Annotated in this window: 22 protein-coding genes; 9 read left to right on the top strand and 13 right to left on the bottom strand. The window is 69.8% G+C overall.

The window, feature by feature from the left end:
- The first annotated feature begins 210 nt into the window (after window positions 1–210).
- Complete coding sequence (gene rpmB, locus ACFQZY_RS14750) at window positions 211–444, top strand: 50S ribosomal protein L28 (protein WP_377417110.1); 234 nt, start codon at window positions 211–213, stop codon at window positions 442–444.
- Between the two features lie 15 nt (window positions 445–459).
- Window positions 460–630, top strand: a complete 171-nt coding sequence (gene rpmG / locus ACFQZY_RS14745; RefSeq protein WP_191820063.1) for a 50S ribosomal protein L33 — start codon at window positions 460–462, stop codon at window positions 628–630.
- Window positions 631–689: 59 nt separating this feature from the next.
- Here rpmG and ACFQZY_RS14740 read toward each other — a convergent pair whose 3' ends face one another.
- From ACFQZY_RS14740 to ACFQZY_RS14700, 9 genes are all read right to left on the bottom strand, one after another.
- The gene (locus tag ACFQZY_RS14740) at window positions 690–872 is read right to left on the bottom strand and encodes a hypothetical protein (protein ID WP_377417107.1); all 183 of its coding nucleotides are present in this window, start codon (window positions 870–872) and stop codon (window positions 690–692) included.
- Window positions 869–1,087 carry a hypothetical protein gene (locus ACFQZY_RS14735; RefSeq protein ID WP_377417105.1) on the bottom strand — a complete coding sequence of 73 codons (219 nt, stop codon included), beginning with the start codon at window positions 1,085–1,087 and terminating at the stop codon, window positions 869–871. The genes ACFQZY_RS14740 and ACFQZY_RS14735 overlap by 4 nt, the downstream gene beginning before the upstream one ends.
- Window positions 1,088–1,254: 167 nt before the next feature.
- The gene (locus tag ACFQZY_RS14730; RefSeq protein ID WP_377417102.1) at window positions 1,255–2,469 is read right to left on the bottom strand and encodes an acyl-CoA desaturase; all 1,215 of its coding nucleotides are present in this window, start codon (window positions 2,467–2,469) and stop codon (window positions 1,255–1,257) included.
- Between the two features lie 104 nt (window positions 2,470–2,573).
- A complete protein-coding gene (locus ACFQZY_RS14725; RefSeq protein ID WP_377417099.1) occupies window positions 2,574–3,830 on the bottom strand; it encodes an RsmB/NOP family class I SAM-dependent RNA methyltransferase in 1,257 nt (418 codons plus the stop codon).
- A gap of 8 nt (window positions 3,831–3,838) precedes the next feature.
- On the bottom strand, window positions 3,839–4,420 hold the full coding sequence (gene purN, locus ACFQZY_RS14720; RefSeq protein WP_377417097.1) for a phosphoribosylglycinamide formyltransferase: 582 nt from the start codon (window positions 4,418–4,420) through the stop codon (window positions 3,839–3,841).
- Between the two features lie 50 nt (window positions 4,421–4,470).
- Entirely contained in the window at window positions 4,471–5,340 is an 870-nt protein-coding gene (nadC, locus tag ACFQZY_RS14715; RefSeq protein ID WP_377417095.1) for a carboxylating nicotinate-nucleotide diphosphorylase, read from the bottom strand.
- Between the two features lie 23 nt (window positions 5,341–5,363).
- Window positions 5,364–5,855 (bottom strand): bacteriohemerythrin, encoded by a 492-nt coding sequence (locus ACFQZY_RS14710; protein ID WP_377417092.1) that lies wholly within the window; start codon window positions 5,853–5,855, stop codon window positions 5,364–5,366.
- A 15-nt stretch (window positions 5,856–5,870) separates the two neighbouring features.
- Complete coding sequence (locus ACFQZY_RS14705; RefSeq protein ID WP_377417090.1) at window positions 5,871–6,635, bottom strand: sulfite exporter TauE/SafE family protein; 765 nt, start codon at window positions 6,633–6,635, stop codon at window positions 5,871–5,873.
- The gene (locus ACFQZY_RS14700; protein WP_377417087.1) at window positions 6,636–7,601 is read right to left on the bottom strand and encodes a Bug family tripartite tricarboxylate transporter substrate binding protein; all 966 of its coding nucleotides are present in this window, start codon (window positions 7,599–7,601) and stop codon (window positions 6,636–6,638) included. It abuts the gene before it with no gap.
- Between the two features lie 112 nt (window positions 7,602–7,713).
- Between ACFQZY_RS14700 and ACFQZY_RS14695 the strand changes: the two genes are divergently transcribed.
- From ACFQZY_RS14695 to ACFQZY_RS14685, 3 genes are read left to right on the top strand one after another with little or no spacing between them, the layout of a single operon-like run.
- The gene (locus ACFQZY_RS14695) at window positions 7,714–8,679 is read left to right on the top strand and encodes a PDR/VanB family oxidoreductase (protein WP_377417085.1); all 966 of its coding nucleotides are present in this window, start codon (window positions 7,714–7,716) and stop codon (window positions 8,677–8,679) included.
- Entirely contained in the window at window positions 8,676–9,872 is a 1,197-nt protein-coding gene (locus tag ACFQZY_RS14690; protein ID WP_377417083.1) for a Gfo/Idh/MocA family protein, read from the top strand. The genes ACFQZY_RS14695 and ACFQZY_RS14690 overlap by 4 nt, the downstream gene beginning before the upstream one ends.
- Window positions 9,869–10,384, top strand: a complete 516-nt coding sequence (locus ACFQZY_RS14685) for a MarR family winged helix-turn-helix transcriptional regulator (protein WP_377417081.1) — start codon at window positions 9,869–9,871, stop codon at window positions 10,382–10,384. Before ACFQZY_RS14690 ends, ACFQZY_RS14685 begins: the two co-directional genes overlap by 4 nt.
- 13 nt (window positions 10,385–10,397) lie before the next feature.
- Here the strand turns inward: ACFQZY_RS14685 and ACFQZY_RS14680 are convergent, their stop codons facing one another.
- A complete protein-coding gene (locus tag ACFQZY_RS14680; protein WP_377417079.1) occupies window positions 10,398–11,387 on the bottom strand; it encodes an ABC transporter substrate-binding protein in 990 nt (329 codons plus the stop codon).
- A gap of 4 nt (window positions 11,388–11,391) precedes the next feature.
- The gene (locus ACFQZY_RS14675; RefSeq protein WP_377417077.1) at window positions 11,392–12,711 is read right to left on the bottom strand and encodes a Rieske 2Fe-2S domain-containing protein; all 1,320 of its coding nucleotides are present in this window, start codon (window positions 12,709–12,711) and stop codon (window positions 11,392–11,394) included.
- A gap of 89 nt (window positions 12,712–12,800) precedes the next feature.
- Between ACFQZY_RS14675 and ACFQZY_RS14670 the strand changes: the two genes are divergently transcribed.
- The 4 genes from ACFQZY_RS14670 (at window position 12,801) to ACFQZY_RS14655 (ending at window position 16,596) form a co-directional block, all read left to right on the top strand.
- Window positions 12,801–13,058 carry a DUF2798 domain-containing protein gene (locus tag ACFQZY_RS14670; RefSeq protein ID WP_377417074.1) on the top strand — a complete coding sequence of 86 codons (258 nt, stop codon included), beginning with the start codon at window positions 12,801–12,803 and terminating at the stop codon, window positions 13,056–13,058.
- Between the two features lie 144 nt (window positions 13,059–13,202).
- On the top strand, window positions 13,203–14,657 hold the full coding sequence (locus tag ACFQZY_RS14665) for a hypothetical protein (RefSeq protein WP_377417072.1): 1,455 nt from the start codon (window positions 13,203–13,205) through the stop codon (window positions 14,655–14,657).
- 30 nt (window positions 14,658–14,687) lie between these two features.
- Window positions 14,688–15,224 (top strand): acetyl-CoA carboxylase biotin carboxyl carrier protein, encoded by a 537-nt coding sequence (locus ACFQZY_RS14660; protein WP_377417069.1) that lies wholly within the window; start codon window positions 14,688–14,690, stop codon window positions 15,222–15,224.
- Between the two features lie 13 nt (window positions 15,225–15,237).
- On the top strand, window positions 15,238–16,596 hold the full coding sequence (locus ACFQZY_RS14655) for an acetyl/propionyl/methylcrotonyl-CoA carboxylase subunit alpha (RefSeq protein ID WP_377417066.1): 1,359 nt from the start codon (window positions 15,238–15,240) through the stop codon (window positions 16,594–16,596).
- 63 nt (window positions 16,597–16,659) lie between these two features.
- On the opposite strand, the gene ACFQZY_RS14650 is transcribed toward ACFQZY_RS14655, so the two are convergent.
- Both ACFQZY_RS14650 and ACFQZY_RS14645 read right to left on the bottom strand, forming a co-directional pair.
- Entirely contained in the window at window positions 16,660–18,159 is a 1,500-nt protein-coding gene (locus ACFQZY_RS14650; protein ID WP_377417064.1) for an aldehyde dehydrogenase family protein, read from the bottom strand.
- Entirely contained in the window at window positions 18,156–18,797 is a 642-nt protein-coding gene (locus tag ACFQZY_RS14645; RefSeq protein WP_377417061.1) for an isochorismatase family protein, read from the bottom strand. Before ACFQZY_RS14645 ends, ACFQZY_RS14650 begins: the two co-directional genes overlap by 4 nt.
- Between the last annotated feature and the right edge of the window lie 4 nt (window positions 18,798–18,801).

The following is an 18,801-nucleotide window of genomic DNA, read 5'->3' as shown; positions in this document are numbered from 1 at the left end:
ACGCGCCGCCGCGGAACCGGCCTTGCCGGGCCCTCGAGGGTGCCCCGCCAGGGCCCGTGGCGCAGCCGCTGCGGGCTGGGCTATAATCGCAGGCTTTGCTGGATCCGTGCCTGGGAATGCACATGCCGGCAGATGGGTTACCGCCACCCGAATAATTCTGGCGAGGTGAGGTGCTCGCGACAGCGACCACCGTTTTGACTGGAGTGCTCCATGGCACGCAAGTGTGAAGTCACGGGCAAGGGCCCGATGGTCGGGAATAACGTTTCCCACGCCAACAACAAAACCAAGCGCCGGTTCATGCCGAACCTGCAATACCGCCGTTTCTGGGTCGAGAGCGAGAACCGCTGGGTGCGCCTGCGCGTTTCGAGCGCCGCGCTGCGCCTGATCGACAAGAACGGTATCGACAGCGTGCTGGCGGACCTGCGTGCCCGCGGCCAGGCCTAATCAAGGAGAATAGACATGGCTAGCAAAGGCGGACGCGAGAAGATCAAGCTGGAGTCCACGGCCGGTACCGGTCACTTCTACACCACCAGCAAGAACAAGAAGACGATGCCCGAGAAGATGGCGATCATGAAGTTTGATCCCAAGGCTCGCAAGCACGTCGAGTACAAGGAAGTGAAGCTGAAGTAATTCGGCCCACCCCAGGAAAAGCCCCGCACCGCGGGGCTTTTTCTTTGGCGCGCCGCTGGTCAGGCGGGGCGCCGGCCTTCGGGCGGGCAGGCTTCCCGCTCGGCGCGGCGGCGGGCTTCGATCTCGCGTTCGATGCGGTCGATCTCCATGCGGATACCCCGCCACGCGCCGGTGAGGGGCGCGAAATAGAGGCGGATGCTGTCCTTGAGGATACGACCGAGTGCAAGGCGCTGCTTCGTCATTTGAACGTCTCCTTGGCCAGTGACCAGCCACTGCGAGCGAGATACAGGGCAAACAGTACCAAATCCATCGCCAGCATGACGTGGGCCGAGAACTCGATCGCCCACTGCGTGAACAAGCTCACACCCAGGCGCTGGACCGACCCGGCCGCCAGGTCAAGCGCGACCGCAAGCCCACCCAGGACACCGAAGATGAAGGTGCCGAACAGCATGTGCATGAGCTGTTCCTTCACCAGTTCGCGGTGGTTTCCCACGATCGCCCTCCCCCTCTGTGCGCGGCGCAGTGTAGGGGGGACGGGTTGTCGGTGTCGAGATAAAACTGTTGCCGCGCTGGAAAAGAAAAAGCCCCGCGGTGCAGGGCTCTTTCAAGGCGACGCCTGGCGCGTCAGGCGTGCGCGGCGCGCAGGCGCTGGGAGAAGTGCTGCAGGCGGGCGATGCCGCTGTCCTCGGCGCGCTTGCACCAGGCGGCCAGGTCGGCGGCCAGCTGCTCGCGCGAGACGCTGGTGTTCAGCCACATCTGGCGCAGCTCCTCGCGCATGGTGAACATCTTGTCGATGGCCGGGTGGGCGGCGCGGGCCTGGGCCAGCTGGGCGCGGGCGTCGGCCGGCACGCGGTCGTCCTCACGGTGCAGCCACCGGCGGCAGGCCTTGAGCAGCGCGGAGTCCTGGCCCTTGGCGGTGACGGCGGAGATCTCGTCGGCGCAGGCGCGGCGCATCTCGCGGGCGTAGCGGGCCATGACCTCGTAGCGGTTGGCGATGACCGCCTCCAGGGTCTTCTCGTCGGCCACCGGGCGGATGGAGCCCAGCTGCAGCTTCGGCGGCACCTTCTTGACCTTGGCCCAGCCCAGCTTCTCGAAGAAGCGGATGTAGACCCAGCCGATGTCGAACTCGTACTTCTTGACGGAGAACTTGGCCGCCGTCGGGTAGGTGTGGTGGTTGTTGTGGAGTTCTTCGCCGCCGATCAGGATGCCCCAGGGCGAGATGTTGGTGGAGGCGTCGGGCGCCTCGAAGTTGCGGTAGCCCCAGTAGTGGCCGATGCCGTTGATGATGCCGGCGGCGGTGACGGGGATCCACAGCATCTGCACGGCCCAGACCGTGAGGCCGGCGGCGCCGAACAGGAGCACGTTCAGGATCAGCATGATCGACACGCCCAGCGCGCTGTGGCGGGTGTACAGGTTGCGCTCGATCCAGTCATCGGGCGTGCCATGGCCGAACTTGGCGACGGTCTCGGCGTTCTTGGCCTCGGCGCGATACAGCTCGGCGCCCTTCCAGAAGACGGTCTCGATGCCGCGGGTCTGCGGGCTGTGGGGGTCGTCCTCGGTCTCGCACTTGGCGTGGTGCTTGCGGTGGATGGCGACCCACTGCTTGGTCACCATGCCGGTGCCCAGCCACAGCCAGAAGCGGAAGAAGTGGGAGGGGATCTTGCCCAGGTCCAGGGCGCGGTGGGCCTGGCTGCGGTGCAGGAAGATCGTCACGCTGGCGATGGTGATGTGGGTCGTCACCAGGGTGTAGATGACGATCTGCCACCAGGTCAGATCCAGCAGGCCGTGGGCGAAGAAATCGATCGCCGCGTTCAGCACGGCCCAGTCAGGAAGCATCATAGGGGGGGAGTCAGTCCTCAAAGGTCAATCGATCGATTTTACGGCTGAGGGTTCCCCAACGCCAACCCCCGAGAACTTAATGACTCACCATGACCCCATGATTTTCAGGTCTTGACCCACGCCGCGGCGAAAAAGCCGTCCATGGCATGGCGGTGCGGCCACAGGCGCAGGTAGTCGCCCGAGCACAGGGCCTGGACATCGCCGAGCTTCAGGCCGGCCAGGGCCTCGGCAGCCGGCAGCACGCGGAAGGACGGGTCCTCCGCGGTGAAGGCCTGGGCGATCGCCTCGTTCTCCTCGCGCAGCACGCTGCAGGTGGCGTAGACCAGCCGGCCGCCCGGCTTGAGCAGGCGCGCAGCGCTGCGCAGGATGGCGGCCTGCTTGGCGGTGAGCTCCGCCACCGCCTTGGGCGACTGGCGCCACTTCAGGTCAGGGTTGCGGCGCAGGGTGCCCAGTCCGGAGCAAGGCGCATCCACCAGCACCCGGTCGATCTTGCCGGCCAGGCGCTTGATGCGGTCGTCACGCTCGTGGGCGATGGCCGCGGGGTGCACGTTGGACAGGCCGCTGCGCGCCAGGCGCGGCTTGAGCGCGTCGAGGCGGTGGGCCGAGGTGTCGAAGGCATAGAGCCGGCCGGTGTTGCGCATGGTGGCGCCGATGGCCAGGGTCTTGCCGCCAGCGCCGGCGCAGAAGTCGACGACCATCTCGCCGCGCTTGGCGTCGAGCATGGCGGCGAGCAGCTGCGAGCCCTCGTCCTGCACCTCGATGGCGCCGCGCGTGAAGGCGTCCAGCTTGGTCAGCGCGGGCTTGCCCTCCAGGCGCAGGCCCCAGGGCGAGAACGGCGTGGGCTGCGAGGCAATGCCGGCGGCCTTCAGCTCCTTGGCGACGTCCTCGCGCTTGGCGGTGAGCGCGTTGACCCGCAGGTCCAGCGGCGCGGGGCGGTTCAGGCTGTCGACCAGGGCCCAGAACGCGTCGCCGAGCTGCTCCTTGAGCGGCTGCACCAGCCATTCGGGCAGGTTGTGGCGGTGGCGCTCCAGCAGGTCCTCGGGGCGCACCGCGTCGCACTGGTCCAGCCAGCGCTTTTCGGTGTCGTTCAGGGCGCCCTGGAGGAAATCGCGCGGGCCGGCGAAACCCAGGATGGCCATGCGCCGCTCCTTGGGGCCGCTGCCCGAGGGCGCGAAGTGGTCGAACAGCAGCTTCTGGCGCAGGACGGCGTAGACGGTCTCGGCCAGGGTGGCGCGTTCGCGCGGGCCGAGGTTGCGGTGGTCGCGGAAATAGCGCGAGACCACGGCATCGGCCGGGTGCTCGAACTTGAGGGCGAGGCCGACGAGTTCGGCGCAGGCGTCGAGCAGGGCTTTGGGATGCATGGCGGGCCTCAGAGGGTGGGCAGCAGGCGCGCAATGGCCCGGGGATAGATCTGGTGTTCCTGCGTCAGCACGCGGGAGGCCAGCACCTCGGGCGTGTCACCGGGCAGCACCGGGACGACGGCCTGCTCCAGGATGGGACCGTGGTCCAGTTCGGCGGTGACCTGGTGCACCGTGGCGCCGGCGAACTTGCAGCCGGCCTCGATGGCCCGCTGGTGCGTGTGCAGCCCCGGGAAGGCGGGCAGCAGCGAGGGATGGATGTTCACCAGCCGCCCCTCGTAGCGGGCGACGAAGCCCGGGGTGAGGATGCGCATGAACCCCGCGAGCACCACCAGCGCGGGCTGGTGGCGGTCGATCTCGGCGGCAAGCGCGGCGTCGAAGGCCTCGCGGCCCGCGAACTGCTTGTGGTCGACGATGGCCGTCGGGATGCCCGAGCCGGCGGCGAAGGCCAGGCCCTTGGCGTCGGCACGGTTGCTGATGACGGCGGCCACACGGGCGCCGAAGCGGGACTCCCAGTCCTCGCGCCGGGCCGCGTGGACGATGGCGGACATGTTCGAGCCGCCACCGGAGATCAGGATCACGATGTTCTTCATGGAGGCCGCGATTATCCCAAGCGCGGCGCCCCTGCCCCGATCGGGCCGGCTCAGGCGCTGCGCTCGACCGGCTTGTCCGAGAAGCGCATCGAGAAATCGACCGCCTGGATGTCCTTGATCAGGCCGCCGACCGAGATGCGGTCCACGCCGGTCTCGGCGTACTCGCGCAGCTGGTCGAAGGTGACGCCGCCGGAGATCTCCAGGCTGCAACCCGCACCCGCCATCTTCACCGCCTCGCGGATGGTGGCGATGTCCATGTTGTCCAGGAGGACCATGGTCACGCCCGCGTCCAGGGCCTCGCGCAGCTGCGCCAGCGTCTCGACCTCGACCTGGATGAATTCCACCGGCCGGGTGGCCGCCAGGGCCTGGGCCGCGCGGAAGGCCGGGGTGAGGCCGCCGGCCGCGGCGATGTGGTTCTCCTTGATCAGGATCGCGTCGTACAGGCCCATGCGGTGGTTCTTGCCGCCGCCGCAGCGCACCGCGTATTTCTCGGCGATGCGCAGGCCGGGGATGGTCTTGCGCGTGTCGAGGATGGCGGCGCGGGTGCCACGGACCACGTCGACATACGCGGCGGTCTTGGTGGCCACGGCGCTGAGGGTCTGCAGGAAGTTCAGGCAGACGCGCTCGGCGGTGAGCAGCTCGCGGGCGCTGCCGGTGATCTCGACCACCTTGGCGCCGGGCGTGGTGCGCCCGCCATCGCGCACCAGCCAGTTCGCGCGGGCGCCCGGCGCCACCTGGCGCAGCACCTCGTCGACCCAGGGCTGGCCGCAGACCACGGCGGCCTCGCGGCAGATGATGGTGGCCGTGACCTGGCGCTCGGCCGGCACCAGGGAGGCGGTGAGGTCGCCGCTGCCGACGTCCTCCTCGAGGGCGCGGCGCACGTCGGCTTCGACTTGGGCGGGGGAAAGCGTGTCTTGCATGAGGGAAGGAAAAGGTTGTGGATTCAGTCTGCGGCGCCCGGCACCCGCCGCGCGCCCAGGTCGCGACGGATCACCACCGGCTTGCCGCCCAGGCGCTGCTTGCACATCCAGTGTGCCAGCGCGGAGTCCAGGTAGTCGGCGTGGCCGGGGAACCAGTTCGCCAGCTCGCGGGCGAGGCGCCGGCACACCGCGGTGTTGCCCTGCGCCAGGAGGTCCTGCACCTCGCGCACCGACTTCATCACCGCCGCATGCTCGTTGATATGGCACTCGCGGGCGGGAAACTGCGTTTCCTCCATCCAGCGGTCCTCGTCGCCGAAGTGGCGCTCCAGGTGCCCGGCCAGCTGCCCCAGCAGGGCGGGCAGGCCGGCATCGGGCGCCGCCTGCAGCGCCTGCACGCAATGCACGAACTCCTCGTGCACCGCGTCCATGGGCGCATAGCCCAGGAGCAGGCCGTCGTGCCAGCGGATCGGGTCCTCGGGCGGCGAGGCGGGAATGGGAGCGAAATCGGTCGTCATGGTGTCGCGAAGGCGCTATTTGACCAGCAACAGGAGCGCCAGCAGCGTGAGGAAGGCGAACAGCGCCCGCCGGAACAGCGTTTCACTCAGGCGGCTGCGGATCGCCCCGCCCACGCGCAGGCCCAGGTACATCGGCACCAGCGCCAGGCAGGACCAGGCCACCGGTTCCCAGCCGAAGCGGCCCCAGGCCAGCATGGCGGCGTACATCGGGATCGCCCCGAGCAGGTAGATGATGCTGATGCTGCCGATGAACTCGTCGCGCGGCAGGCGCAGCGCCATCAGGTAGGTGATCAGGATCGGGCCGGTCAGCGAGGAGGCGCCCCCCAAGGCGCCGGCGATCGCTCCCACCAGCGGGCCGGCCCAGCGCTCCTGGCGCGGCGTGACCTCGCCCTTGGGCTGCAGCACCATGACCGCCACCGCGCTGATCACGGTGAAGGCGATCACCGCATTCATGCCCCGGGCCGAGAGCTGCGCGCTCCAGTGGTTCGCCAGCAGCGTGGCAACCAGCTGCGCCAGCATCAGCGGCGCGAAGCGGCGCAGGGCGTAGCGCAGGCGGCCGCCCTCGACGGCCTGCAGCAGGTTCGACAGCAGCACCGGCATGACCAGCAGGCCCATGGCCTGCGAGGCCGGGAACAGCAGGGTCAGCAGCGGGACGACCACCAGCGGCAGGCCCACGCCCAGCGTGCCCTTGACCACGCCGCCGGCGACGAACATGCACGCGGCGGCGGCCAGCAGCGCCGCCAGCGTGGCGGGCGCGTCAGCCGCGAAGCCGGCCGGCACTCACTCGGCCTTCAGGTCGGCCTGGCGGCCCGCCTTGGCCATGGCCTGGTTCTCGCGCTCGATCTCCTTGCGGTAGCCGTCGGGGCCCAGGCCCACCGGCTCGATGCCGGCGCCCTGGAGCTTCTCGACCACGTCGGGCTGCTTGACCGCCCAGGCGATGTCGTCGGCCAGGCGCTTGATCGCCTCCGCGGAGGTGCCGGCGCGGGCGATGGCACCGATGGTCACCGAGAAGTCGAAGCCGGGCACGACCTCCGCGATGGCGGGCACGTCGGGCGCCTGCGGCGAGCGCTTGCTGTCGTTGCTGCCGATCAGGGTGACCTGCTGGTTCTTCACGAAGCCCGCCATGGACGGCAGCGCGGAGAACAGGAAATCGACCTGGCCGCCCAGGAGGGCCGGCACGGACTGGCCGGATCCGCGGAACGGCACATGGCGCAGGTCCAGCTTCAGTTCGGCCTTCAGGGCCTCCATGGTCAGGTGGTGGGTGCTGCCGATGCCGGAGGAGCCGTAGGTGTAGACGCCGGGGTTCGCCCGCGTCTTGTCGATGAACTCGCGCAGCGACTTCACGCCGGTCTTGGGGTGGCCCACCAGGAACAGGGGCGAGCGCGCGATCAGCGACACGGCGGCCAGGTCCTTGCCCACCGCGTAGGTGGCCGTCTTGTTCAACTGGGGCGTGATCGACAGCATCGAGCCGTCGGAGACGATGAAGTTGTGGCTGTCGTTCGGGCCGGCCATCAGGGTCTGGTAGGCGACCACGCCGTTGCCGCCCGGCTTGTTGTCCACCACCACCGACTGGCCCATGCGCTCGGTCAGCTTCTGGGCGACGATGCGGGCCACCGTGTCGGGCAGGCCGCCGGCGGCATAAGGAACGATGAATTTGACGGGCTTGCTGGGAAAGGCCTGCGCCAGTGCGGCCAGGGGCGCGGCGGCGAGGGCCAGGCCCAGCAGGGCGATCGAGCGTCGCTTCATGGTGTGTCTCCGGGTAAGTGGGGATGAAGTTTTCTTAGCGATCTAAGATAATACATTCTTTCCAGACGGTTGACCCATGTCAATCGCGTAAACCCGCCAACCTGATATCCGCATGTCCGACACCCTTCCCCTGCGCCCCTTGCGCGTGAGCCGCAAGCAAGCGATCGCCCGCGACATCCACCTGTTCGAGCTGCGCGACCCGGGCGGCGCCCCCCTGCCCCCCTTCACCGCCGGCGCCCACCTGCCGATGCGCGTGCCCAGCGGGGCGATGCGCCAGTACTCCCTGTGCAGCGACCCGCAGGAGACGGCGTACTACCAGGTGGCCGTCAAGCGCGAGGCCAACGGCCGCGGCGGCTCGATGAGCCTGGTCGACGGCGTGGCCGAGGGCGACACGATCGAGGCCGGCGCGCCCGAAAACCTCTTCGCGCTCCATGACAAGGCCCGCAGCTTCATCCTGGTGGCCGGCGGCATCGGCATCACGCCGATGATGGCGATGGTCCGCCAGCTCCAGGCCGAGGGCCTGCGGCCGTTCAAGCTGTATTACTTCTCCCGCGACCCCGAGGGCACGGCCTTCCTGGAGGAATTGCAGTCGCCGGAGCTCGCCGGGCGGGTGGTGGTCCACCATGACCACGGCGACCCGTCGAAGTCGTTCGACCTGTGGAAGATCTTCGAGAAGGTGGCCAGCGGCACCCATGTCTACTGCTGCGGCCCCAAGGGGCTGATGGACAGCGTTCGGGACATGACCGGCCACTGGCCCGACAGCGCGATCCACTTCGAGAGCTTCGGCGGCGACACCAAGCCGCATGCCGACGACGCGCCCTTCGAGGTGGTGCTGCAGCGAAGCGGCCGGCGGGTGCCGGTGGGCGCGCGCCAGAGCATCCTCGAGGCGCTGCGCGTGGAAGGCGTGCACGTGCCCAGCTCCTGCGAGAGCGGCACCTGCGGCTCGTGCAAGGTGGGCCTGCTCGGGGGCGAGGCCGACCACCGCGACCTCGTGCTGATGCCCGAAGAAAAGGCCGACCACGTGATGGTGTGCGTCTCGCGCTGCAAGGGCGGCGGCTGCCTGGTGCTGGACCTGTGAACGCGCCCGCCAACCCCATCCGCCTGGGCGTCCTCGGCCTGGGCCGCGCCTTCACGCTGATGCTGCCCACGCTCTCGCGCGATCCGCGGGTGCGGATGGTGGCCGCCTTCGACCCGCGCGCCCAGGCCACCGCGGCCTTCGCCCGCGACTTCGGCGGCACGCCGCACGCCTCGCCCGAGGCGCTGTGCGCCGACCCGCAGGTGGAGTGGGTCTACGTGGCCACGCCCCACCAGCTGCACGCGCAGCACGTGGCGCTGGCCGCCGCGCACGGCAAGCACGTGCTGGTGGAAAAGCCCATGGCCCTGGGCCTGGACGACTGCACCCGGATGATCGACGCCTGCGCGCGCGCCGGCACCCGCCTGGTGATCGGCCACAGCCACAGCTTCAACGCGCCGGTGCTGCTGGCGCGGCGCCTGATCGACAGCGGACGCCATGGCGCGGTGCGCATGGTGCACGCGATGAACTTCACCGACTTCCTGTACCGCCCGCGCCGGCCCGAGGAGCTCGACACCGCCCAGGGCGGCGGCGTGGTGTTCAGCCAGGCGGCGCACCAGGTGGACATCGTGCGGCTGCTCGCCGGCGGCCTGGCCACCGCGGTGCATGCGCGCACCGGACGCTGGGACCCGCGGCGGCCCACCGAGGGCGCCTACACCGCGCTGGTGGACTTCGAGGGGGGCGCCGTGGCGAACCTGACCTACAACGGCTACGGCTACTACGACAGCGACGCGCTCATGGACGGAATCGGCGAGCTGGGCCGCCCGAAGGCGCGCGGCGCGCACCAGGCCACCCGGCAGAAGCTGGCCGCCGCCGCCGACGAGGCGGCCGAGGCGCGCCAGAAGGCCGAGCGCAACTACGGCGGCAGCGCCTACGTGCCCGACACCGGCGAGCCGCCTGCCGCCTTCCAGCACTTCGGGCCGGTGATCGTCAGCTGCGACGGCGCCGACCTGCGCCTGACACCGCATGGCGTCGAGGTGCATGACGCCCAGGGCGTCCGCCTGGAGCGCGTGCCGGTGCCCGCGGTGCCACGCAGCGAGGTGATCGACGAGCTGTGGTCGGTGGCGCGCGAAGGCGCCGCGCCGGTCCATGGAGGCGAGTGGTCCCGCGCGACGATGGAAATTTGCCTGGCCCTCCTCGCCTCGGCGCGGGATCGCCGCACAATCGAGCTGAGACAACAGGTCGCGATCGGCGCATGACACACGACTCCAAGGACACCCGGCAACTGCTGCAACACTGGCGCGAATCGGTCCCCGACGACCGCCTCGCCCACCTGATCCGCGACGTGGCGCGCGCCCAGATGCGCGCGCTGCAGCAGCGACTGACCCCGTTCGGCGTGTCCTTCGGCCACTGGACCTTCCTTCGCATCCTGTGGATCCGCGACGGGCTCACCCAGAAGGAGCTGAGCGACCTGGCCGGCGTGATGGAGCCCACCACCTTCAGCGCGGTCAAGGCGATGGAGCAGATGGGGCTGATCGAGCGGCGCCAGCTGGCGGGCAACCGCAAGAACATGCACGTGTTCCTCACCGCCGCCGGACGCGCGCTGGAAAAGCGGCTGGTGCCGCTGGCCGAGGAGGTCAACCACATCAGCGTGCGCGGGATCCCGGACAAGACCGTGGCCACGCTGCGCAAGTCGCTGCTGGCGATGATCGAGAACCTCGCCGCCGAGGAGACCGGCAACGAGGCCGGGGACGACCAGGCCGCGGCCTGAGCGCCCCGGCGCCTCAGATGCTGTAGGACTCGTAGGTCGACGGGTCGAACAGCTCGTCGACCTCCACCTTGCGCGCCGACAGGCCCTGCGCGAAGTGGTGGCGGGTGAAGGCCTCCAGCGTGCGCCGGCTCGGGCCCACGCCGTAGGCCCAGAAATCCTCGCCCAGCGTCTCGCGCGCCGCCTTGAGCTGCTCCTCGACGAAGGGCAGCGTGACCTTGGTGGCCGAGGTGTCCGCCAGCAGCTCCAGGGCCCGGGCCTTGGACTCGCTGAAGGCCTTGAACACCGCCCCGGGCAGCCAGCGATGCTGCTGCGCCAGCTCCTTGCGGATGCCCACGACATGCATGATGGGGAAGATACCGGTGCGGCGGTAGTAGTCCTTGGCCACCGCGGTCGGGTCGTCGAACAGCCAGCCCACGTCCGGGTTGCGGGCGGCTGCGCCGCTGGGCGGACGCGGCGCGATGAAGCCGTCGATCGCGCCTTCATTCAGCAGGTCGGAGATGGTCTTGTCCTCGGGCGCGCTCTCGATCTTCACGCCCGGGGGCAGCTCGAGCTTGATCTTCTCGGGGCGGCCGGGGGTGTCGATGCCGCCGCGCACCCAGGTCACGTCCTCCGGCGCGATGCCGTAGTCGTCCTGCAGGATGGAGCGGGCCCAGACGATGGCGGTGAGCTGGTACTCGGGGATGCCGATGCGCTTGCCCTTGAGGTCCTGCGGGGACTTGATGCGGTCCTTGCGCACGTAGATCGAGGTGTGGCGGAAGGCCCGCGACAGGAACACCGGCACCGCGATGTAGGGGCAGTCGCCGCGCGAGTGCTTCACCAGGTAGCTGGAGAACGACAGCTCGGTGATGTCGAAGTCCCGGCTGCGCATGGCGCGGAAGAACATCTCCTCCGGGTTCAGCAGCATGTAGGTCGGGTCGCAGCCGTCGATCTGCACGCGGCCGTCGAACAGGGCGCGGTTGCGGTCGTAGTCGCCCATGGCGACGGAGAGTTGGAGCTTGCCCACGGTGTCAGGCCTTCACGGCGTAGTTGTTGTCGGTGCCGGCCTGGGCCTCGGTGCCCTGCCAGACGTAGGAGACGCCGTGCTGGCGCCAGTCGGTGGTCTTGGGGATCACGCTCTGGAAGGCGCAGACCGACAGCGGGATCGACTGGTCGCCGGTGCCGATGGCGGGGGCGCCCTGGTCGAAGGCGCGCACGGCCTCCACCATCTGCTTGCGGAATTCCACCACCGCCAGGTCGCTGGCGCCCAGGCGGTCCTTGGTGCGGTCGGCGATCGGGCCCATGGTGACCCACATCGCCACATCCTGGTTCGGGAAGCCGGTGATGCCGGTGAAGTTGCCGGCCTTCATGGCCTGGCGGTTCTGCCAGAAGCGGTTCTCGTGGTTGCGGAGCGGGCGATAGCGCTCGTCCAGGTCCACGCCCACGGTCTGGCGCAGGTACTTGCGCCAGGTCTCGGTCTCGGGCGTCTGCGCGGCGTGGCCCCAGGCGATGAAGTAGAAGTTCGTCGTGGTGTCGTCGGCCGGCACGTTGACGTTGGCCACGTTGTACAGGTTGTTCGGCGGGATCAGCACGGTCCAGGGGGCGACGAAGACCGTGGTGCGCACGTACTCGTGGGTCTGGGCGTTGAAGATCGGGCGGCGGATCGCGGCGTAGCGGAAGCCGTAGCCGCCGCGCTCCACCTGCAGGCGCGGCGCCTTGTCGGTGGAGGGACGCAGCCAGGCGCTGCCGGTGGCCTCGGCGCCCTGCACCCGGGCCGGCACCATGTCGGAGCTGTGCAGGCTGGAGCTGTGGGCGGAGTCGATCGCGCCCTCCAGCACCTGGGCCCAGTTCACCGGCAGCACCACCTTCGCGATGGAGACGCGGGTGTCGGCCGTGGGCGCCCAGCGCGGCGGCACGAACTCGGGCATCGCCTCCTTGGCCCCCATCCAGGCCCAGACCAGGCCGCCCCATTCCTTGACCGGGTAGGCCTTGTGCTTGACCTTGTCCATGAAGCCGCTGGCGGCGGGCTCGGAGACCATCTCGGTGACGTTGCCGTGCACGTCCATCTTCCAGCCGTGGTACAGGCAGCGCAGGCCGCCTTCCTCGTTGCGGCCGTAGACCAGGGAGGGGCCGCGGTGGGGGCAGGCCTCGTCCATCACGCCGACGTTGCCGTCGGTGTCGCGGAACACGACCAGGTTTTCGCCCAGGATGCGGGCGGCCACCGGGTCGCAATCAGGCTCGGCCACCTCCTCACTCAGGCAGATGGGGACCCAGTGCTGGCGCATCAGCCGGCCCATGGGGGCGTCGTTCTCGACGCGGCACAGGAGTTCGTTTTCTTCGCGGGTGATCATGGGGAAACCTCGGGGATGACAGGGCAGCAGGCTGCCGACGGGCGAAATATACTTTGATGCCTAAGTATCTTCGATCCGGGATATCCCTGATGAACGCACGCCCTTCCTGGAAACTGCCCGCGCGCATGGCGCCCGTGGCCTTCGCCTTCTTCATGTCGGGGATGGTGTCCGCGATGATGAGCCTCGCCATCACCGCGATGAACACCGGCCTGCCGCCGGACTACCTGGCGCGCGTGGTGCGCGCCTACCTGGCCTCGTGGCCGGTCGCCTTCTTCGGTGTGCTGGCGGTGCGTCCGCTGGTGGTTCGCCTCGTCACCTGGACGGTGCAGCCGCCGCCCGGGCGGTGACGGCACAGGCGCTCCTCGGCCCGGCCCTTCACGCCTCTTCACCCCCGGCGAATCATTCGCGCGGCGGATGATGCGCATACGCTTCATCGATTGTGCTCACGCGCCCTGCGCACCTACAGTCCGCCACCAAAAGAAGGAGACGACATGAGCGACATCCGCTTCGTGGACACCACGGTCCGCGATGGATCCCAGAGCCTGTGGGCCATCGGCATGCGCACCGACATGATCCTGCCGATCGTGCAGCGGCTGGACGATGCCGGCTTCGACGCGGTCGAGATCATGGCCACGAGCTTCGAGAAGAAGATGATCCGGGACCTCCAGGAAGACCCCTGGGAGCGGCTCGTCGAGGTCCGCAAGCGCATGCGCCGGACGCCGCTTCGCATGATCCGCGGCCGCCAGCTCGCCGCGTTCCAGATCACGCCCGACGCCGTGGAAGACCTCTGGTACGAGCGCATGGCCGCCATGGGCATCGGGCAGATCCGGCTCTCGGACTCGTCCAACACGCCGGCGGGCTGGCGCAAGAACATGGTGCGCGCCCGCAAGGTCGGCATCGACGTGGTCATCAACCTGATCTTCTCCCTCTCCGAGAAGCACTCCGACAACTACTACGCCCTGCGTGCCCGGGAAGCGGCGAAGCTCAAGCCCCACCGCATCTGCCTCAAGGACCCGGGCGCGCTCCTCACCCCGGAGCGGGTGCGCACGCTGGCGCCCGTGGTGCTCGCCAACGCGGGCGGCATCCCCGTGGAGTTCCACACCCACTGCAACACCGGCCTGGGCCTGCTGTGCACGCTGGAGGCGATCCGCGCCGGCATCCACATCGTGAACACCGCGATCCCGCCGATGGCCGAGTCGTCGTCCAACCCGTCGCTGTTCGACGTGGCGCACAACGCGCGCGTGATGGGCCATGCGCCGCAGATCGACGAGGCGCTGCTGCGCCCGGTCGAGGCGCATTTCCGCGAGATCGCGCTGCGCGAGGGCTTCCCGGTCGGGGCGCCGGTCGCCTACGACGCCAGCCACTACACGCACCAGGTCCCGGGCGGGATGATCTCCAACCTGCGCTTCCAGCTCGGCGCCGCCGGCCTGGCCGACCGGCTGCCCGCCGTGCTCGAGGAGATCGCCCGCGTGCGCACCGACTTCGGCTTCCCCATCATGGTCACGCCCTACTCGCAATTCGTGGGCGCGCAGGCCGTCCTGAACGTGGTCGCGGGAGAGCGCTACAAGCAGGTGTCGGACGAGATCATCCAGTACGCCGCCGGCGGCTGGGGCGAGGAGGAGAGCGAATCCATCGACCCCAACGTCCGGGACAAGATCCTCAGCCGGCCGCGCGCCAAGGTGCTCGCGCAGCGCAAGTTCGAGCAACCCACCCTCCAGGAAGTGCGCGCGCAATACGGCGGCCCCGGGGTGTCCGACGACGACCTGCTGCTGAACTTCTTCACGGACGCCGAGCAGGTCGCCCAGATGCGGCGTGCCCGCCAGGCCCGCCTGGACGGCCAGGGCAGCCGGGGCCTGCAGGCGCTGGTCGAGAAACTCGGCCGCAGCCGCGGCGTCAAGTCCATCCAGATCCAGCGCGGCGACAAGACCGTGCGCATGCAGGCCTGAGGCCTGCTTCCAAGAACACCAGGAGACACCATGAGCCAGCCACTCGACTTCCTCACCGACAACGAGGTCCGCCAGATCAGCAGCCTCGTCGACACCCTCGACCGCTCGAACTTCGACTACCTGCAGGTCGATGTGGGCGCCCTGAAGGTGACCATCGGCAAGGGCAGCCTGCCCGCGCCTGGCGCGCCGGCCACCGCGCCGGTGGCGGCCCTCACCCCCGCCCCCGCCCCCGCTGCCGCTGCCGCGCCGCAGGCGCTCTCGACCGCCGCGCCTGCGCCGGTGCAGGCAGCCGCTGCGCCCGCCCCTGCGGCGGCCGCCGTGCCGGCGAGCTGGCAACCGGTGACGGCGACCACGATGGGCCGCTTCTACAGCCGCCCCGACCCCAGCGCAGCGCCGTTCGTGAAGGTGGGCGACCCGGTCGCGGCCGACGACACGGTCTGCCTGATCGAGGTGATGAAGCTGTTCAACGCCATCCCCGCCGGCGTCTCGGGCACGGTGACGCAGGTCTGCGTCGAGGATGCGGCGGTGGTCGAGTTCGGCCAGGTGTTGTTCTACGTGCAGCCCTGAGAAAGCATCGCCGATGCCCGTCACCCGCGTACTGGTCGCCAACCGCGGCGAGATCGCCGTCCGCATCATCCGCGCCTGCCAGGGCCTGGGCATCGACACGGTGCTCGCAGCCTCGCAGGCCGACCTCGACAGCCTGGGCGCGCGCCTGGCCGGCCGCACCGTCTGCATCGGGCCGCCCAGCGCCAGCCAGAGCTACCTCGACGCCCGCCTGCTGGTGAACGCCGCCCTGGCCACGGGCTGCGACGCCCTGCACCCCGGCTACGGCTTCCTCGCCGAGTCGGCGGAACTGTCCCGGCTGTGCGCCGACCACGGCGTCACCTTCATCGGCCCCAAGCCGGAGCAGATCGCGCAAATGGGCAACAAGATCCGCGCGCGGGTGCTCGCCGCCGAACTCGGCCTGCCGACCCTCTCGGGCTCGACCCAGGTCGCAACGCCCGAGGAGGCGGTGGCGATCGCCCGGCGCGTGGGGCTGCCGATGATGATCAAGGCGGCAGCCGGGGGCGGCGGCCGCGGCATGAAGATCGTGCAGCACGAGGCCGACCTGGCGCCGATGTTCACCGCCGCCGCGAACGAGGCCCGCGCCGCCTTCGGCGACGGCACCCTCTACCTGGAGCGCTACATCGCCAACGCCCGCCACATCGAGGTCCAGGTGCTGGGGGACCGGCACGGGAACGTGATCCACCTGGGCGAGCGCGATTGCTCGCTGCAGCGCCGCCACCAGAAGCTGGTCGAGGAGGCCCCGGCACCGAACATCACCGAGTCGCTGCGCCAGCGGATCCGCGAGGCCGGCGTGGCCCTGGCCCGCGGCTTCGGCTACGAGAACGCGGGCACGGTGGAATTCATCGTGGACCAGGACGCGCAGGCGTTCTACTTCCTCGAGATGAACACCCGCATCCAGGTGGAGCACCCGGTCACGGAGATGGTGACCGGCATCGACCTGGTGCAGGAGCAGCTGCGCGTGGCCCGCGGCGAGGTGCTGCGATTCAGCCAGGACGACGTCCAGTTCCGGGGCCATGCGATCGAGTGCCGCATCAACGCCGAGCAGGTCGACCAGGGCTTCCGGCCCAGCCCCGGACTGATCACCGAGTGGGACCCGCCCGCGGGCCCCAACATCCGCCTCGACAGCCACTGCCACGCCGGCTACAAGGTGCCGATCTTCTACGACTCGATGATCGGCAAGCTGATCGTCTACGGCACGGACCGCGAGGAGGCCCGCTCACGGATGTCCCGAGCGCTCGAGCTGTTCAAGGTCTCGGGAGTGGCCACCACGATCCGGCTGCAGCACTTCCTCGTCAACCAGCCGCGCTTCGCCAGCGGCGAGGTCAACACGAAGCTCGTCGAGGAGGTCCTGCCGCAGCTGGCCGCGTCCTGAACCCGGCGAGAAGCGGAAAGCCCGGGCGGTGCCCGGGCTTTCGTTCGTGCGCGAGCACGCGGATCACTGCATCGAGACGTTCACGTTCTTGATCTGCGTGAACTCGTACAGCTCCTCCTTCGACTCCTCGCGGCCCAGGCCCGACTGCTTGTAGCCGCCGAAGGGCGCGCCGATGAAGTGCGAGGAGCAGTCGTTCACCCACACATAGCCGGCCTCCACCCGCGCGGCGGCGCGGTGGGCGGTGACCAGGTCGCGCGTCCAGATCGACGCCGTGAGACCCAGCGCCAGGCCGTTGACGGCCTCCAGCATCGCCGCCTCGTCACCCCAGCGCAGGACGGACAGCACCGGCCCGAAGACCTCCTCGCACGCCACCTTCATCTGCGGCGTGACGCCCGTGAACACCGTGGGCTCGATGAAGAAGCCGTCCTTCAGCGCCGGGTCGGCCGGATGCCCGCCGCCGGCGACGAGCGTGGCCCCCTCGGCCTTCGCCGAGGCGATGTAGGCCAGGCTGCGCTCGTACTGGGCGCGGTTGATCAGGGCGCCCATGGTGGTGTCCATGTGCGTGGCCAGGCCCGGGCGGTGGCGCTCGCGCAGCAGCGCCACCAGCCGGTCGACGAAGCGGTCATGCACGCTCTCGTGGATGAACAGCCGGCTGGTGGAGCCGCAGGACTGGCCGCACCAGGTGAAGTTCATGCCTCGGACCGCGCCGTCGACCGCGCGGTCGAGGTCCGCGTCGGGGTAGATCACCATGGCGTTCTTGCCGCCCAGCTCGAGCAGGGTGCGCTTGAGGCTGTCGGCGGCGGCATGCAGCACCGCCTTGCCCGCCGGCACGCTGCCGATCAGGCCGACGGCGGCCACCGCCGGGTGGCTCACGAGGGCGGCGCCGATGTCCCGCCCGCCCACCACGCAATTGAGCACCCCGGGCGGGAACAGGTCCGCCAGCAGCTCCATCAGGCGCAGCGTGGACAGCGGCGCCTGCTCGGGCGGCTTGATCACGACGGTGTTGCCTGCCGCCAGCGGCGCGGCGATCTTGCCCGCCGCAAACATGAAGGGGTGGTTGAACGGGAAGATGCGCGCCACCACGCCCAGGGGCTCACGGCGCGTGTAGTTCAGGGAGCCGTTGCCGGTGGGGAGGGTCTCGCCCTTGATCTCCAGCACCAGGCCGGCGAAATACTCCAGCTGGGTGGCCGCGATCTCGGCGTCGAACAGCATGGCCTTGACCGGGTTGCCGCAGTCGGCCGCATCCAGCAGGGCGAGGTCGGCGGCGTTCGCGCGGATGCGGGAAGCGGCCTCGCGAAGACGGCGGGCGCGCTCCAGTGGCGGGGTCGCGGCCCAGGCGGGGAAGGCCTGGCGGGCGCTCGCCACGGCGGCGTCGACATCGGCGGGCGTGGCCAGCTGCACCCGCGCCAGCACCTGGCCGGTCGACGGGTTGATGCTCGCGAGGCGCTCGGCTGCGGGGTCGTCGTGCCAGGCGCCGCCCCAGAACTGGCCCTGGCGGGAAGGGAGGATGGCGGCGACCCGGGAGGACAGGTCGGCAGGGGAAGCGGAGGCGGCGGGATTCATGCGGGAGGAAGTTGTTCGAGGTAGCGGCAGGCCTCGTCGAGCCCCACCACGTCGGCGTACTTGGCGTGCAGGTCGAACAGGCTCTGTTCATGGGCGGCGCGGGAACGGTCGCCCACGCACTCGCGCACGACCATGGGCCGCAGGCCGGACTGCAGCGCGTCGACGGCGGAGGCGCGCACGCAGCCGCTGGTGGTGCAGCCCGCCAGCAGCAGGGTGTCGACGCCGCGAGACATCAGGCGCGAGGCCAGGTCGGTGCCGAAGAAGCAGGAGGCGTACTTCTTCACCAGCCAGCCCTCACCGGGCAGGCGCTGCAGCCGGGGATCGAGCTCCACGGCCGGCGTGCCGGCGCGCAGCGTCATCACGCCCCGCTGCTTCAGCGCCCAGATGCCGGCATCGGCGAAGTCCGCATCGTCGTAGCTGACGGTGGAAAAGAAGACCGGCACGCCCTGGACCCGGGCCGCCGCCAGCAGTGCCTGCGTGGCCTCGACCTGCGGCGACAGCTCCGCCCCCAGCATGGCCTGCGGGTCGGTGAAGGCCTGGATCATGTCGATCACCAGCACGGCGGGCCGCCGGCCGAACCCGATGGTGAGGCCGAAGCCCCGCTGCGCGAAGAAGGCCTGCTCGGTGGATGTCGTCATCACG

The organism is Ramlibacter sp. GCM10027632, assembly GCF_042675325.1.
GTDB lineage: Bacteria > Pseudomonadota > Gammaproteobacteria > Burkholderiales > Burkholderiaceae_C > Ramlibacter.
Note: the sequence above shows the minus strand (reverse complement) of the source record. Positions and strands in the feature narration are given on the sequence as shown.